Origin of the sequence: Niastella sp. (assembly GCF_045805085.1) — a bacterium.
GTDB lineage: Bacteria > Bacteroidota > Bacteroidia > Chitinophagales > Chitinophagaceae > Niastella.
The window spans coordinates 1-16115 of record NZ_JBJMLX010000192.1; the positions used below are offsets into that span (position 1 = coordinate 1).

General features: G+C 44.0%; 11 protein-coding genes. 7 read left to right on the forward strand and 4 right to left on the reverse strand.

What is annotated here, in order from left to right; genetic code table 11:
• The 5 genes from ACJ751_RS09865 to ACJ751_RS09885 form a co-directional block, all read left to right on the forward strand.
• Positions 1-958 (forward strand): hypothetical protein (locus ACJ751_RS09865; protein WP_407745320.1); only part of this gene is annotated, 958 nt, incomplete at its 5' end.
• Between the two features lie 280 nt (positions 959-1238).
• Positions 1239-2651 carry a hypothetical protein gene (locus ACJ751_RS09870; protein ID WP_407745321.1) on the forward strand — a complete coding sequence of 471 codons (1413 nt, stop codon included), beginning with the start codon at positions 1239-1241 and terminating at the stop codon, positions 2649-2651.
• A gap of 142 nt (positions 2652-2793) precedes the next feature.
• Positions 2794-4416 (forward strand): ABC-F family ATP-binding cassette domain-containing protein, encoded by a 1623-nt coding sequence (locus ACJ751_RS09875; protein WP_407745322.1) that lies wholly within the window; start codon positions 2794-2796, stop codon positions 4414-4416.
• 135 nt (positions 4417-4551) lie between these two features.
• Positions 4552-5268, forward strand: coding sequence for a class I SAM-dependent methyltransferase (locus tag ACJ751_RS09880; RefSeq protein ID WP_407745323.1), 717 nt, complete (start codon positions 4552-4554; stop codon positions 5266-5268).
• Between the two features lies 1 nt (position 5269).
• The gene (locus ACJ751_RS09885; RefSeq protein WP_407745324.1) at positions 5270-8932 is read left to right on the forward strand and encodes a hypothetical protein; all 3663 of its coding nucleotides are present in this window, start codon (positions 5270-5272) and stop codon (positions 8930-8932) included.
• A 64-nt stretch (positions 8933-8996) separates the two neighbouring features.
• Here the strand turns inward: ACJ751_RS09885 and ACJ751_RS09890 are convergent, their stop codons facing one another.
• Positions 8997-9974, reverse strand: a complete 978-nt coding sequence (locus tag ACJ751_RS09890; RefSeq protein ID WP_407745325.1) for a hypothetical protein — start codon at positions 9972-9974, stop codon at positions 8997-8999.
• Between the two features lie 259 nt (positions 9975-10233).
• Between ACJ751_RS09890 and holA the strand changes: the two genes are divergently transcribed.
• Positions 10234-11232 carry a DNA polymerase III subunit delta gene (gene holA / locus ACJ751_RS09895; protein WP_407745326.1) on the forward strand — a complete coding sequence of 333 codons (999 nt, stop codon included), beginning with the start codon at positions 10234-10236 and terminating at the stop codon, positions 11230-11232.
• Between the two features lie 81 nt (positions 11233-11313).
• Here the strand turns inward: holA and ACJ751_RS09900 are convergent, their stop codons facing one another.
• Positions 11314-12315: a bifunctional riboflavin kinase/FAD synthetase gene (locus tag ACJ751_RS09900; protein ID WP_407745327.1), complete on the reverse strand. Its 1002-nt coding sequence runs from the start codon at positions 12313-12315 to the stop codon at positions 11314-11316.
• Between the two features lie 178 nt (positions 12316-12493).
• Between ACJ751_RS09900 and ACJ751_RS09905 the strand changes: the two genes are divergently transcribed.
• Entirely contained in the window at positions 12494-13657 is a 1164-nt protein-coding gene (locus ACJ751_RS09905) for an AIR synthase related protein (protein WP_407745328.1), read from the forward strand.
• Here ACJ751_RS09905 and ACJ751_RS09910 read toward each other — a convergent pair.
• Together ACJ751_RS09910 and ACJ751_RS09915 are read right to left on the reverse strand one after the other, a co-directional pair.
• Positions 13654-14403 carry a DeoR/GlpR family DNA-binding transcription regulator gene (locus ACJ751_RS09910; RefSeq protein ID WP_407745329.1) on the reverse strand — a complete coding sequence of 250 codons (750 nt, stop codon included), beginning with the start codon at positions 14401-14403 and terminating at the stop codon, positions 13654-13656. The genes ACJ751_RS09905 and ACJ751_RS09910 overlap by 4 nt on opposite strands.
• 178 nt (positions 14404-14581) lie before the next feature.
• Positions 14582-16115, reverse strand: a 1534-nt coding sequence (locus ACJ751_RS09915; protein ID WP_407745330.1) for an N-acetylmuramoyl-L-alanine amidase, incomplete at its 5' end; no start/stop codon positions are given.

Here is a 16115-nt window from a genome sequence, read left to right on the forward strand (position 1 = left end):
AAGTGGATTTGGTTGTTTTGTGATCCCGTTTTTGCTCTATTACATAAGCGCTGATGCTACAGGGAAAGATGCGGTGTTCATAAAAGGACTGGCTTTTTACTTTGCGATGTATGCACTTTATTTCGTTTTATTCAAACTTTCGTTGGCAATTGCGCACCTTTCAGGCGATGCACGGGCAGGCTTTACCAACGATGTGCCGGGCAAAATTGCTTATTTTATTACGCAGCCGCTTAAGCGGGCTTTCTGGTTCAATCTTATAATCAATGGCGACAATAAATTCGCCAAAACCATGTATTATCTGCTCCTGCTGGGTTGGATGGTGCTTGCATTTATAAGATTTGGAAAAAACAGGTTGTTGGCTGTGAAATATATTGCGGCTGCAGGTACGACGTTTGTATTATCGTACCTGCCCTCTCTGGTGGTACATGAAAGTTATTCATCTAATAGGACCTTGCTGGCCATCGACATGTGTGTATGGATCGTTTGGGTAGAAATGGCTTTGTATATTGTGAAAAATATACAACTACGCAGGGCAATTGCCATCTCTGTCGCATCTGTTTTAATTATATCAGGCTGGTACAATTTTAACAAACAGTTTTTGCAGCCCATTCACAAAGAATATATGGCGGTTAAAAATTACATGCAGCAGCATTACAATAAAAATATCACCACAGTACACTTCATAGGATTGCCGCAGAATGCCTTCGAAAAAAAATTCCATGTACAATCGTCTATGGATGAATTCGGCGTACCGACCACTTGCGCTATTTTTGACTGGGTACCCGGGGATTTGACCTGGCAACTGGTATATGAAAAAACAGGAAACAGGGAAGCTACCAAACAATTGACCGTAAAATATTGGAAGGATGCCGCAGAATTTGCCAATTCAGGTGAACGGGTTACATACAGTACCCTGGTGGTGAATATGCCGGAACTGATAGATGCCCTTAATCCATAAATACAAAGCTAATCAACACATTAGAAATGCATTAGGAATACAGGAGGATACTATTAAATTAACGCTTTAATTTAAAGAAATCTTCCTGTAAGATAGGGGTAGCAGCCGTTTTAAGGTTTTAATTTGGCAACGATATTATAAAACCAAAAAGGCCTGGTTAAATCGTGGGATTTAACAGTGCTTGTCATGTATGCAACGTAAAGATTTGTATCTGGTAGGGATCCTTTGGCTTGTTTTATTCTTCATTTTCCTGCCCCTTTTTTACAGCAATTACATATTCATGGATGAAGCTTTTCAGCTTTGGGGTTACAGGGCTATTTCCGGTTTTTATATGTTCATAGATGAAGGGCGTTATTTAACTGAAGAGTTACAGCGCTGGTTGTTCAATATGATCGATACCATACACGGGGTTATCTACATGCGGTTGTTCTCCTTTTTTGGCTGGATGCTGTGTTTACCGCTGTGGTATGCAATTATTAAAAAAGAAGTAGCCAATGTTCCCAAATTTAAATACCTGCCCTTTTTTACCTGTTTATACCTGATAACCAATCCCTCATTTTTAGTCGCCGTTCAATGGGCTACCTGTTTACAGTTTTTCATTTCAGACACCGCCTCCGTGCTGGCAGGCGCTATTGTTATAAACAGTCTTCGTTCAGATGACTTTAAACCACGTAAGTTTTTGTGGGCTGTCGCCGCGGCCTTATTGTTGGGCGTACCGGGCCTGTTTTTGTACCAGGGTTCATGGGCCTGTTTTCTGATCCCTTTTTTCCTGTTTTTCATCAACCCCCTGAATCTCAATAAAAACAAAGTGCTGCTAAGGGGAGCGATCGTGTTTTTTGCCGTATATACTGCTTACTTTATAATCTATAAGCTAAGTTTCTATTTTTTAGATAACATCCCGGAAGACCCGCGTAATAAGCTGTATATAAATCCATTTATAAAACTGGCCTTCTTTTTGGCCCGCCCGCTGGAAAGAAGCTTCCGCTTTACCTTGCTTACTGAAGAAAGAAGCATAATATCGTTGGTATATTATGCGCTGGCGCTGTTGAGCCTGGCTGCACTGACCTTTAAACGGTTTGGTAAAGGAAAACAAAAGCAGGCCATTATACACCTGGCTATTATTATGTGTTTTGGGTTGCTATCCTATTTACCAGGTTTGCTTATAGAAGAAAACTATGCTTCCAACAGAACACAGTTTGCCCTGAACCTGATCGTGTTCCTTGTTTGTTTTGAAATGGCGTTGTACTACATAACAAACAAGCTGGTTTTGCAAGCGGGCGGAGCGGCCATCATTCTCTTTTTCGTTTTCTGCGCCCGCTTTAACTTTCAACAGGGTTTTGCCCGGCCGTTGGTAGCTGAAACAGCGGCGCTTAAAAATTACTTCCGGGAACATTATAATAAGAACATTCAAACTGTTCATTGGATCCGTCCGCCCGAAGATGAGTTAGCCCGGAAGTTTCACGTAAACTTCTCCATGGACGAATTTGGGGTGCCAAACAGTTTCTTTGTTTGGGTGCCCGACCCGCTGAGCAAACAGCTGGTGTACGAATTAACCGGCGACCGGCAGGCAGCCTACAAAATTGGAGTAAAGCAATGGGCCAGTAAAGAAGACTACCTTCATTCAGGCGAAAAAGCCGACAGCACCGTATTACTCGTTGACAATAAAGAAATTATCGACTCAATTAAGCCTTAAAGGCAAAGGGCAGAGGGCAAAAGCCCCGTCGTGGCAACCGTGAAAGCCGGTGACCGGGAAGTGCTGAAGTATATCCAAATTCATAATTCCGTTTTCCCCATTGTTTATCGTACCTTTGCCGCTTCAAAATTTTTGCGCACGTATGATTACAGTGAATAATGTGACCCTATCATTCGGAAAACGGGTATTATTCGATGAGGTGAACCTTTCCTTCAGTAAAGGCAATTGCTACGGTGTAATTGGCGCCAATGGCGCCGGGAAGTCTACTTTCCTTAAAATTTTATCGGGTGAAATTGAACCTAACAAGGGAACCGTTGATATAACACCCGGCGAACGGATGGCTGTGTTGAAACAGAACCATTTCGAATTTGACGAAATTACTGTTTTGAATACGGTTTTGATGGGGCATAAGAAGTTGTGGGAAGTAATGCATGAGCGGGACGCCATTTATGCAAAGGCCGATTTTACCGAAGAAGACGGTATTCGCGCCGGTGAGCTGGAAGGTGAGTTTGGCGAAATGGGTGGCTATACCGCCGAAAGCGATGCCGCCAGTATGCTCAGTGAGCTGGGGGTTAAAGATGAAATGCACCAGTTGCTGATGAAAGACATTAGTGGAGCTATGAAAGTACGGGTGCTGCTGGTACAGGCGCTGTTTGGTAACCCCGACATCCTGATCCTTGATGAGCCTACTAACAACCTCGACGTGGTGACCATCTCCTGGCTGGAGAACTTCCTGGCCGATTATGAGAACATCGTAATTGTGGTATCGCACGATCGTCACTTTTTGGACTCCGTTTGTACCCATGTGGCCGACGTTGACCGTCAGAAGATAAAAATATACACCGGTAACTATACTTTCTGGTACGAAAGTAGCCAGTTGGCTGCCCGCCAGGTAGGCGATAAGAACAAGAAGATGGAAGAAAAGCGGAAAGACCTGATGGAGTTCATCGCCCGCTTCAGCGCCAACGCTTCCAAATCAAAACAGGCTACCTCCCGTAAAAAGGCCCTGGAAAAACTGGTTATCGAAGACATTACTCCTTCAAACAGAAAATACCCTGGTATCATCTTCAAACAACAACGTGAAGTTGGTAACCAGATATTGAACGTAGAAAAGCTGTCAAAATCTGTAGAAGGCAAACCGCTTTTCAAAGACATCAGCTTTACCCTGAACAAAGGCGATAAGGTTGCTATTGTTGCCGATGACCATATGGCCATTACCGCCTTCTTTGAGATCATCAATGGCGAAGTGGCTGCCGATAGCGGTAAATACGAATGGGGTGGAACCGTAACAAAAGCTTATTTGCCCAACGATAACTCGAAATACTTTGCGGAGCAGGGTAATTTGAACCTGATGGATTGGTTACGCCAGTATGTGCCACCACACGTAACAGATGTGGATGAGCCGTTCCTGCGTGGCTTCCTGGGTAAAATGTTGTTCACCGGCGATGAGATCATGAAGAAAACAAGTGTGCTGAGTGGAGGGGAGAAAGTACGTTGTATGGTTAGCCGTATGATGTTGCAGGACCCCAACGTAGTGATCCTCGATGAACCCACCAACCACCTCGATCTGGAATCGATACAGTCGTTCAACGAAAGCATGACCAACTTTACCGGTATCGTTCTGCTGTCATCGCATGACCATACCTTTATGCAAACCGTTGCCAACCGTATTATTGAGTTAACGCCCAACGGAGCTATCGACAAACTGATGAGCTTCGATGAATACCTCGAAAGAAAACAGGCTAATAAATTGCAAATGGCCTAGTTCATACATACAATAGTAATAATGCCCCTCCCGACTTGTCGGGAGGGGCCTTTTATTTTTTATATCCCAGCCCTAAACCCTTATCTTTAGAACATTGGCTACGTAGGAATCAGACACCATTACTAACGAACACATATGAGCACCACTGGCTGGGGAAATTTCTGGCAGGATCAACGACTGTCTTTTTATGCAGTCATGAAAATGGCTACCAGTTATTTTGTATTGAAATTTGAGAAACTATACCCGCTACAACCAACCGACCAGCTTTTCGATTATGGATGCGGTCCGGGGTTTGTGGCCGATTCCCTGGCAACTAAGAGCATTCAACTTACCGGGGCAGATATCAATGATTTCTTTATAAAGGAATGCCGCAAAAACCATCCTGCTTCCCGGTTCCTGCTCATAACAACAGACACTGCCACCAATAAAAAAATACTGGGCGAAGCTCTGAATGGAAAGCATTTCGATTACATCCTGCTTTTAAGCATCATACAATACTTTAAAAGTGCGAACGACCTCGATGAGGTAATTGGTATGCTTCGCCATTATTTAAAACCGCAGGGTAAACTCATTATTGCCGATGTGCTGGACGAAAACACTTCCTCACTCAAAGATGCGTTTTCGCTGCTGATGTATTGTATTAAAAGGGGCAGGATAGGGGCCTTTGCAGGATTTATCTCGTACCTGTTGTTTTCAGACTACCGGAAAATCTCAAAACAGAATAAACTGCTGCTGGTGTCCGAAAACACCATCCGCGCAATAGCCACCCGCCTTGGATTGCATTGCGAAAAAGTGAACGGGCTCACGCTGCAAAGATCCCGCTCCAATTATATTTTGAGTCACACGCGGTAAAATGATCGGTTCAAACCCATTACAGATCGATAAAATACCGGTTCATGCAATAAATGCTAACTTTAAGCGCTATGGTTACCAAACCACCGTTTTTTTCAATAGGAACTGTATTATACCCTCTTTTGAAAAGACGACCATAAAAAATCTAACTAGGTTGTTGATCGGGAAGAACCTGATACTGTGTATTTGTTTTTCTGTTGGCTGGCTGCTGGCTGTTGCCCAGAATCCGCGTTTGGGTACCCCAGGGTCGAACCTGCGTAAAAAGGTGGTTTCTGCAAAACGGCACACCATACAGCTCGATAGCATGAGCCTTGTTCCCGGCACCGTTTCTGTTGCCGGCATACCCGATAGCCTTTACGATATTGATTTTGTAAATGCCCGGCTTACCTGGAAGCAGTTACCTCCATTGGATAGCGTCATCATTCGTTACCGCGTTTTCAGAACCCGTTTGAACGCTGCAGTGAGCCGTATGCAGTACGACAGCATCATGAATAATTTCATGGGGCAGCCGTTTACGCCCGATTATGTAGGGGTCGGCGGGTTGGGCGATAACTTTTTCAACTTCGGCAACATTAATTACAGTGGTAGTTTTGGCCGGGGCATTTCCTTTGGCAATAGCCAGGACGCCGTATTTACCAGTAACCTGAACCTGCAGCTGAGCGGTTACCTGGCCGATAGTATTGAAATTGTAGCCGCCATTACCGATAATAATATTCCCATTCAACCCGATGGCACTACAGCGCAGCTGAATGAATTTGACCGCATTTTTCTACAGTTCAAAAAAAAGAACTGGGCGCTGAGTCTCGGCGATATCGACATCCGGCAACAACAAAGCTATTTCCTCAGTTTTTATAAACGTCTACAGGGGGTGGCTTTTGAAACCACCACCGCCATTACGGATAGCATTATAAACAAGACCCTGATCAGCGGATCAATTGCCAAGGGTAAATTCAATCGTAATACCCTGATCGGTCAGGAAGGCAACCAGGGACCCTATCGTCTTCAGGGCGCCAATAACGAGTTTTATTTTGTGGTGCTGGCCAATACCGAGCGGGTATACATCGATGGCGTATTAATGCAGCGTGGGGAAGACCGGGACTATGTGATCAATTACAATACGGCGGAGATCTCGTTCACCCCTAAACAAATGGTTACAAAAGACAAACGCATAGTGGTGGAGTTTGAATACGCCGATCGCAATTACCTGAATTCGAATATTTACCTCACCAACGAAACAGATTTCAATAAGAAGGTAAAAGTAAAGCTGGGATATTTCAGTAATGCCGATGCCAAAAGCTCGCCCATCAACCAAAACCTGAACGCCGATCAAAAAGCATTTTTAAAGAACCTGGGCGATAGCGTAAACAAGGCTTATTACCCCTATGCACCAAAAGATACTTTTTCAACCGGTGCTATCCAGTATCAAAAGGTTGATACTGTGTATAACGGAACGCATGATTCTATCTATATCTATTCAACCAATCCCGACAACGCCTTTTACTCCCTGTCGTTTATTGAAGTGGGCATTAATAACGGGAATTACATTCCCGACCTCAATGGGGCCAATGGAAAGGTATATCGCTGGGTGCAACCGGTGAACGGCGTTAAACAGGGGAATTTTGAACCGGCCGTGTTCCTGGTGGCCCCCAAAAAACAACAGGTGGCCAACCTGGGTGTTGAATATAACATTACGAAGAATATGGTGCTGAATACCGAAGTGGCTACCAGTTTGAATGATGTGAACACGTTTTCAAACATCGATAAAGCCAATGACCGGGGGTATGCCGCCAAAGTTGATTTTAAAAACACCATTCCTTTTAACAATTCAAAAAGGGGAATAAAACTGACTACCGACCTGGGGTATGAGTATGTTGACTCCCGGTTCAAACCCCTGGAACGGTTAAGGAATATTGAGTTTACCCGCGATTGGGGCTTGCCGCTATTACTGAACACGCCTGTGAATGAGAATATAGTAACAGCCGGGGTGGGCGTAGCAGACCAAAAAAGCAATTCCCTGAAGTACCAGTTCACTGAATACAACCGGGGTACTTCGTTTACTGGGTTACGACACAGCATTACCCAAATACAGACTATAAAGGGCTGGACGTTCAACAACCAGTTCACCCTTTCCAATGTCAATGCTACCGATAGCAAAGGGTACTTCTGGCGGCCGGTTATAAGTGTTTCGCGGCAGTTCCCGAAATTAAAGAATTACATTATAGGCGGTGCATATGCGGTAGAGCACAATAAAATTCGTGATAAGATCTCCGATTCCATAGCACTGCAAAGCTTTTCGTTTACCAATGCATCCGCGTATCTTAAATCAGACCCGGCAAAACCCAATCACTGGGGGGTAAACTGGTTTACCCGTACCAATTCATACCCGCTGGGGTACGGCCTGGTAAAGGCTGATCGCAGCCAGAACGCAACCCTGACAGCCGATCTGACAAAGGACCCGCGGCACCAGTTCCGGTTTACCAGCACTTACCGTAAACTACAGATACTGGATACCACATTGAACCGCCAGATGCCGGAAGAAAGCCTGTTAGGGCGGGCAGAATACCAGATCAATGTAGTGAACGGCCTGTTAACCGGTAACCTGTTGTACGAAGTAGGAGCCGGGCAGGAGCAGAAAAGGGATTATTCTTACCTGGAAGTGCCGGCCGGTCAGGGCCAGTATACCTGGATAGATTATAACAGTGATGGTATTCAGCAGTTAAATGAGTTTGAAGTGGCCCTGTTCCAGGACCAGGCCAAGTTCATTCGCATCTTTACTCCAACTAACGTATACGTAAAAGCCAGCTACAATACTTTTAACTACAGCATTAACCTGAACCCGCGCGCCGCCATAAACCTGACTACGGCAAATACCCTGCGTAAGTTTATTTCAAAAATAAACCTGCAGTCATCGTTACAGATCAATAAAAAGGAAGTAGCAGATAAGCTGGTGCAGTTTGATCCTTTTAAAGCGCCGTTAAACGATACCTCACTCATTACCCTGAACAAGAGTTTTGTAAACACGTTCTCGTTTAACCGTTTCAGTCCTAAATGGGGTTTCGATGTTACCAATTCACGCACGGAGGCCAAGTCGTTGCTTACTTATGGCTATGAAAGTCATAAACTGGATGAGTGGTCGGCCCGTACCCGCTGGAATATAACCAGGTGGTTTGCATTGGAAATGACTGGTCGTTCAGGCATCAATCAGCTTATCACCAGCAACCCCAAATTTGATAACCGCAATTACCTGATTAAACAATACTCGGCAGAACCAAGGTTTACATTTCAAAAGGGAGGCAATTTCAGAGTGGGAGTAGGGTATAAGTACAGCGATAAAAACAATGAGCAGGGAAGCCAGGAGAGATCAAAATCAAACTCACTGAATACCGATGTGAAGTATAATATTCTGCAAAGCACTTCTATAATGGCTAAATTCACTTATTCAGATATTTCTTTTTCTTCATTCGATGGGGTTCCGAATCCAAATTCTTCTTCAGGCTATATCCTTCTGGAAGGGTTACAGCCGGGTAAGAACTATCTATGGACGCTTGATCTTACTAAAAGGATAATGAACAACCTGGAGTTCAGTATGCAGTATGAGGGGCGTAAACCTGGCGCCTCGCGCATAGTACATATAGGACGGGCATCGATCAGGGCGTTGTTATAATAGGTACCAAAAAAAACTCCCCACGATGTTGTCGTGGGGAGCTTTTCAAATATATAGTGAAAGATTATCCGAAGATGCCACCTTTCTTCAGTGAACGGGTAGCTTCGCCGATCTTGAAACCATTGTGGTATACTTCGATCTTGTAGTTACCTTGTTTGAAAGGGCTGTTTTGTTTCCAGGCAAATTCAACGTGTTTGTTTTTGCCTTGTTCGAAGTCAACAGGAACTTTAGCAGTGAACAGTTTTTCACCTTCTTCACGAGTGGTGAATTTGCCAGAACCTAAAGCTTCAACAGCTACTGGTTGACCATCAGGACCAGTGATGCAAACGTAAACATCAGTAGAACCTGTTTGAGCGATGCGGTTTGCAACGTCCATAGCAATTACCAGTTTGTCAACTTTCTTTGCTGAGGTTGTTTCTGATTCTTTACCGTTTTTCTTTTCGTTCACCGGAGTAACAGTGATGTTAGAAGCATTCAGGGTAGAAGCGATGTCTACTTTAGTTGCTAATTCTTCTTTCTGTTGAGTGGTGGTTTGCAGATCGGTAGTGAGTTTCTCTTTATCAGCAGTCAACTGAGTTTTGTCAGTAGTCAACTGTTGATTTTCTGTAGTTAAACGAGCTACTTCTGCTTCCAGGTTAGCGATCTTGTCGTTCAGTTCGCCGATCAAAGCCTGTGCTTTTTTCTTTTCACCTTCAGACAGACGTTGTTTTTTCAGGATACTTCCGATCTGACCTTTCAGCTTGGAAATTTCGCTGGTTTTATCATTCATCTTTCCTTCCAGTTCATTGTTATAACCGGTTAAAGAATCCAAACGAGTTAAAGCAGCGTCAAAGCTTTTTTGTAATTCATTCTTAGATGAATCTACTGCCACATACTGTGTTTGCAGTTGGGTGATCTTTTGATCAGACTTGTTTTTGTCCCATAAAAAGTATCCCCATGTACCAAGAATACCAACGGCTAACAAACCGATGATCAGGTTCTTTGAATCACGTTTTGGGGGTGCACCTTGTGGACTAGCGGATGGATAATTGGTTGTACTCATAATAAGTGTATGTTTATTTTGAAAGGTTATAAAATCGGGTTCAGTATTTAGTTCTATTATGGGTTAGTTCGTTGTAATTGGGTTTCGCATAAGGGTTTGACCAAAACCATGCCAGAATTTGGCATATAACCCGTCCACAGGCCGGCATTGAACGCTGAAGGATAGTATAGTATTGTGTTACAGTTGTGTATAATTCGCTATATGTCACGGGCTTTTTTTGTGGTAATATTGCAAAGTTTAAACCACGATTTATTAATACATGTCTGTAGAAAAAATTATATCTGACTGGAAAAAGAAGCTCTTTAAACCTGTTTATTGGCTCGAAGGCGAAGAAGATTATTTTATCGACAAAATAGTGCAATATGCCGAGCATAACATTTTAACGGACGCTGAGGCAGGTTTTAATTTGACCGTATTTTATGGCCGCGATGCAGACTGGACCCAGGTGATCAATGCCTGTAAAAGATACCCCATGTTTTCAGAACGCCAGGTGGTGCTTTTAAAAGAAGCGCAACACATGCGTGATATCGACAAATTAGAGTCATACATCGGGCAACCACTGACATCCACCGTGTTTATTGTAGCATACAAAGAAAAAAAGGTGGATGGCCGTACGCAGCTTGCCAAACTGCTAAAGACAAAAGCTGAATTATTTACTACCAAGAAGATGTACGATAACCAGCTGCCCGACTGGACGAATGAGTTGGTTAAAAGTAAAGGCTATACCATTTCACAAAAAGGGTTATTGCTGTTGGTTGATCATATAGGCAATGATCTCAGCCGTATTGATAATGAGATTGAAAAAATGCTGGTAAACCTCGGCAGCAGGACCAGTATTACCGAAGATGATATTGAAAAGTATGTGGGGGTAAGCAAGGAGTACAATCCTTTTGAGTTACAATCGGCCATGGCCGCAAAAGATCTGTCCAAGGCCATGCGTATCATTCAATACTTTGAAGCCAATCCCAAAGCGGCGCCCATACAACTGGTATTACCTACACTATATAACCTGTTTAGTAAAACCTACATGATCTTTGGCCAGGCCAGCAAGGATGAAAAAACTGTTGCCGCCAATATTGGGGTGAATGCCTGGTTTGTGAAAGATTATTTACTGGTAGCGCGTAATTACGGCTATAACGGCGTTGAAAAAGCGCTGTTACTGCTGCATCATTATAACCTCAGAAGTGTGGGGGTAAATGATACAGGCTCATCAGACGCTTCGTTGTTAAAAGAGATGGTTGCTAAGATGGTTAATTAGTTGACCAGTTGACCAGTTAACAAGTTGACAAGTTGACAAGTTGACGAGTTAACTTGTTGAGAAGTTAACCAGGTAATTGGTTTACTTATTACCTAATACCTTCAATGTATCTTCTTTATCTTTTACCAGTTGTTCAACCAGGGCTTCAAGTCCGTTGAACTTTACTTCGCTGCGCAAATATTTTTTGATGTATACGCGTAAGGTAGCGCCGTAAATATTTTCATTGAAATCGAAGAGATTTACTTCAATAACCCGGTCGGTACCACCAATAGTTGGCCGTACACCAATACTCATCATTCCGTTCAGGATTCTCAGCCCTTTGCCCTCTGCCCTTTGCCCTTCCATGTTTGCCGTTTCATGTTTGCCGTTTGCCGTTTGCCGTTTGCCGATTATTGCCTGCACCGCATAAATACCATTTCCCGGGATCAGCTTTTCTTCATTTTCTATGCGCAGGTTGGCGGTAGGGTAGCCCAACGTACGGCCCAGCTTATTACCGTCTACAACCGTGCCTTCAAAAAAGAAATCATAACCCAGCAGGGTATTGGCCACATCGGTATTGCCTTGCAAAATGGCTTCGCGAATGCGGGTGGAACTTACCGTATTGTCATTAATCAGGTGGGCGGGTATTTCCATGAGGCTAAACCCAAGGCGCTGGCTGTATTCTTCCAGCAATTTGTAATCGCCCCGGCGGTTTTTGCCAAACCGGTGGTCATACCCGATAATAACGGTATGGGGATGAAATTTCTCAACCAGAAATTGTTCAATATATTCCTCAGGCGTCTGTTGCGCAAACGCATCGGTGAATGGCACCACCACCAGGTGATCGATGCCATTTTTATCGAGCAGTTCAATTTTTTCGTCGATCGTATTGATAAGCTGGATACCCGGCTGGCCGCTCACGATCACTTTTCGGGGATGGGGGTGGAAGGTGATGATCACCGTTTCCCCGCCAATACGGGCAGCTTCGCGTTTTAATTGCTCCAAAATGCTTTTGTGGCCGGTATGCACCCCGTCGAATGTGCCTATCGTAACAACGGCCTTTTTAAAGGCCGGAATGGAATCTATAGAAAAGTAAACTTTCATAAAAGAGGTGCGAAAATACGGTAAGGAAGTCGAAGTATGAAGTAAGAGGTAAGAAGTAGGGAAGTCCCGGTATGCGAAATTGCTGATAATTATCGGGCTTCCCGAATTTCGGGCTTTTCTTACCTCTTACTTCCTACTTCCTGCCTCTTTTTGTACCTTTGCGGTTTCAAATTATAAAATGAGTTTATATTCACAACGGGGTGTTTCTGCCCAGAAAGAAGAAGTTCACAAGGCTACAGAAAAGTTAGATAAAGGTTTGTATCCCCATGCCTTCTGCAAGATCTACCCCGATTACCTTACCGGCCAGCAAGACTGGGTGAATGTAATGCATGCCGATGGCGCCGGTACCAAAAGCATTCTGGCTTATTTATACTGGAAAGAAACCGGCGACCTGTCGGTTTGGAAAGGCATTGCACAGGATGCCGTGGTAATGAACCTCGATGACCTGTTGTGTGTGGGCATCACTGATAATTTGCTATTTTCTTCAACCATCGATCGTAATAAAACCGTGGTTTCGGGCGATGTGCTGGAAACCGTGATCAACGGCACCCAGGAGTTGTTCGATTCGCTGAAACAGTTCAATGTAAACATCCATTACCTGGGTGGGGAGACCGCCGATGTGGGCGATGTGGTGCGTACCATTGCCGTAAATGGCACCATGACCGCCCGCTGGCCCAAAAACAGGCTGGTGACCAATGACAACATTCAGGCCGGTGATGTAATTGTGGGGTTCAGCAGTTTTGGCCAAACCGTTTACGAAACCGAATACAACAGCGGTATCGGCAGCAATGGATTAACCAGCGCCCGCCACGACGTATTAAGCAAATTCTACGCAGAAAAATTCAGGGAATCATACGAGAACAGCCTGGCCAGTGAAGTGGTATATATCGGCCCCTATCTGTTAACAGATACTGTTGGCCGGGAACAATTCCAGGTAGGTAAACTGTTGTTATCACCTACCCGTACCTATGCTCCCTTATTGCAGGCTATGTTCGCCAATCATTTTGATGCCATTCACGGCCTTATTCATTGCAGTGGCGGCGGACAAACAAAATGTATGAAGTACCTGCCAGGTAACTTCCGTGTTATAAAGGATAATTTATTTGAACCGCCCATCATCTTCCAGCTTATTCAGGAAGCTTCCGGTAGCGACAACCGCGAAATGTACCAGGTATTCAACATGGGCCATCGCCTGGAAGTGTTTACCGATGCCGCTTCTGCCCCCAAATTTATTGAGGAAGCAAAAAAGCTGGGCATTGAAGCGCAGATCGTAGGCCGCGTTGAAGCCAGTGATAAAAAGGAACTGGTATTGAAAGTGGGCAATGAAGAAATAGTGTACTAAATAACTTCTATTCCCGCATCTTTATATGGTTTTAATAGCGGGTCATCGGGCGATAGCTCGGTGATGAGCATATGTATTTTACTAATGTCACAGATATGTATCGGTTGAATGCTGTTGATCTTTTCGGCAATACTCAGGCAAACCACTTTTTGCGCTGATTCAACCATCGCTTTTTTCAACTGCACCACATCCCAGTCGCTATCGGTAATGCCATCTTTCAGGCTAATGGCATTAACGCCTAAAAAACAAAGGTCGGCGCGGATGCGTTTGATTTGCGAAATGGCCTCGCCGCCGGTAGTTATTTTGCTGTTTTTGGAAACCTTATCGCCAATGGCGATCACATCAACCGATGGGTGTTGCATGTATTCAAGAATGGCAGGTATGCTACCGGAAACAAAGGTGGCTTTTAACCGGGGTGGTAACGCCCGGGCCATTTCAATAATGGTAGTGCCGCCGGTAGTTATTACAAACATGCCGTCATGTATAAGCGACGCAGCTTTGCGGGCAATGGTTTTTTTGTGATCATGCGAATAAACCTGTGAAGATGTATAATGTACCTGGCTAAAAGAGTGTGACAAAGCCCCGCCATGCACTTTTATGATCTTGCCTTCATCGGCCAGCTCCTGTAAGTCGCGGCGGATGGTATCTTCCGATACGTTCATGTCCCTGCTGAGGTTACTTGACATCACCTTGTTGTGAAGGTTCACCTGGTGTAAAATATAAGCTTGTCGTTCTTTCTTTAACATGTTGGACGAAAGGGTTTAACCCGATTTTAATTCCGGACGAAAGCTATGAAAATCCTGTATAAAAAATGTAAAAATTTAAGGGGGTCTTATCCAATAACATTTGCAGTAACTGGTATTAAAAGAAAGAGTCATTTACCGGGTGATAAATGACTCTTTCTTTTAATACTAATTTTTTAATCTAAGTGGTGGGCGTATTTGTTTTTTCAAGACGGAAGCTTGCCTTGAAAAAGTATTGTGCAGGTGGCAACCGGTCTAATTCCGTTACCCTGGGTTTGTTATCATACACTTTTTTCACTTCTTCCTGGAGCTGCTTTTGTAATTCCTCTTTGGTAAGTGATGCGGTACTGGTTGGTGGTGTATTGTTAACTAAATATACTGTAGTGAGGTTGTTTATAGTTTTGGCTTCAGCAGGCGCTTGTTTATAGAACTTTAAATTACCAACCTTCCCATTTTCGTCAACAGCTACCGAAAAATATACATCTCCTTCTGCATTATTGCCCAAAGCCTGTTTGGGATAGCCGGTATTGCGGTTAAAATGTTTGGTGAGCTTATAAAGAATGGAGTCGGAGAAATTAGCCCCACCAGGTATTATGCTCATCGGTTGGTTTTTATAGTTCACAATACCTTCCAGAATTTTTTTGGCAACAGCCTCCTGGTTGCCGGGGTCACTGAAATAAGCAAGGTCTTTATCGTTGTTGAGAAAGCCACACTCTATCAGCACGGCAGGGCAGGGGGTACGCTGCAATACCCAAATGTTTTGATCTTTACGCTGTTTCAAAGTCTGGTTAGTAGCGTACAACTTGCCTAATTCCCGGTTAATAACAGAGCCAAGTTGTTTCGACTGGTTCACGCGTTGGGTGGTATCATTGGGTACATAGATCTCAAATCCGGTTCGGGTAGTAACTGGCTCATCACTGAAGGAAACGTGTATGGAAATATACATATCAGGTTTGATCTTTTCAGCGAGTGCGGTACGTGCCCTTAATCCTTCATGAATATTGGTGGTACCACCTGGCAAATTATCATCGGTGCGGCTCATCACAACATTTACATTATAAGCCGCTGCTAATTGCTGAATCTTTTGGCTTATTTGCAAAGTAAGGTCTTTTTCTTTCGCTTTACCGTCTTTGGTTTGAGCGCCCGGGTCTATTCCGCCATGGCCGGCATCAACTAAAATAGTCAGGGGTTTTTTGGCGCCAATATTATTATCTTCAGAAGTCCTTGGTTGCGCATGCAGCGCAATGGAGCAGAAAACCATGGCGAGTACCGGCAGTGCCATTAAACGGCTGCGATAGCTTAAACAGGCACTTTGGTTGTTAGTGATCATGGCAATACGTCTTTTGATATGGTTTTGGAAAAAATGGTTGGTAATGAGCGAGTAGTTTGCCTTTATGGTTTGCAACACCAGTAATTCGGCATAATCATACCGGTTGTTGCCTGAAATGGCGTATTGATCGGCCAGGAACTCATGAATGGCCTTCAATTCCTTTTTCAGGATATGAAAAAAGGGGTTCACCCAAAAAAGGGCAGTAACCAGTTCGGTGAGTATAATATCGGTACTATGTTTTTGCTGCACATGAAACAGTTCATGGCGAAAGATTTGCTGACCGTCACGGCTGTTAAATGCCAGCTCGTTGTTCCAGAAAATGGAGCGAAAAAAGGAGAAAGGCGTGCCCGGTTCCCCTGTATTAAAGAATTTCAGCCCGTTAATA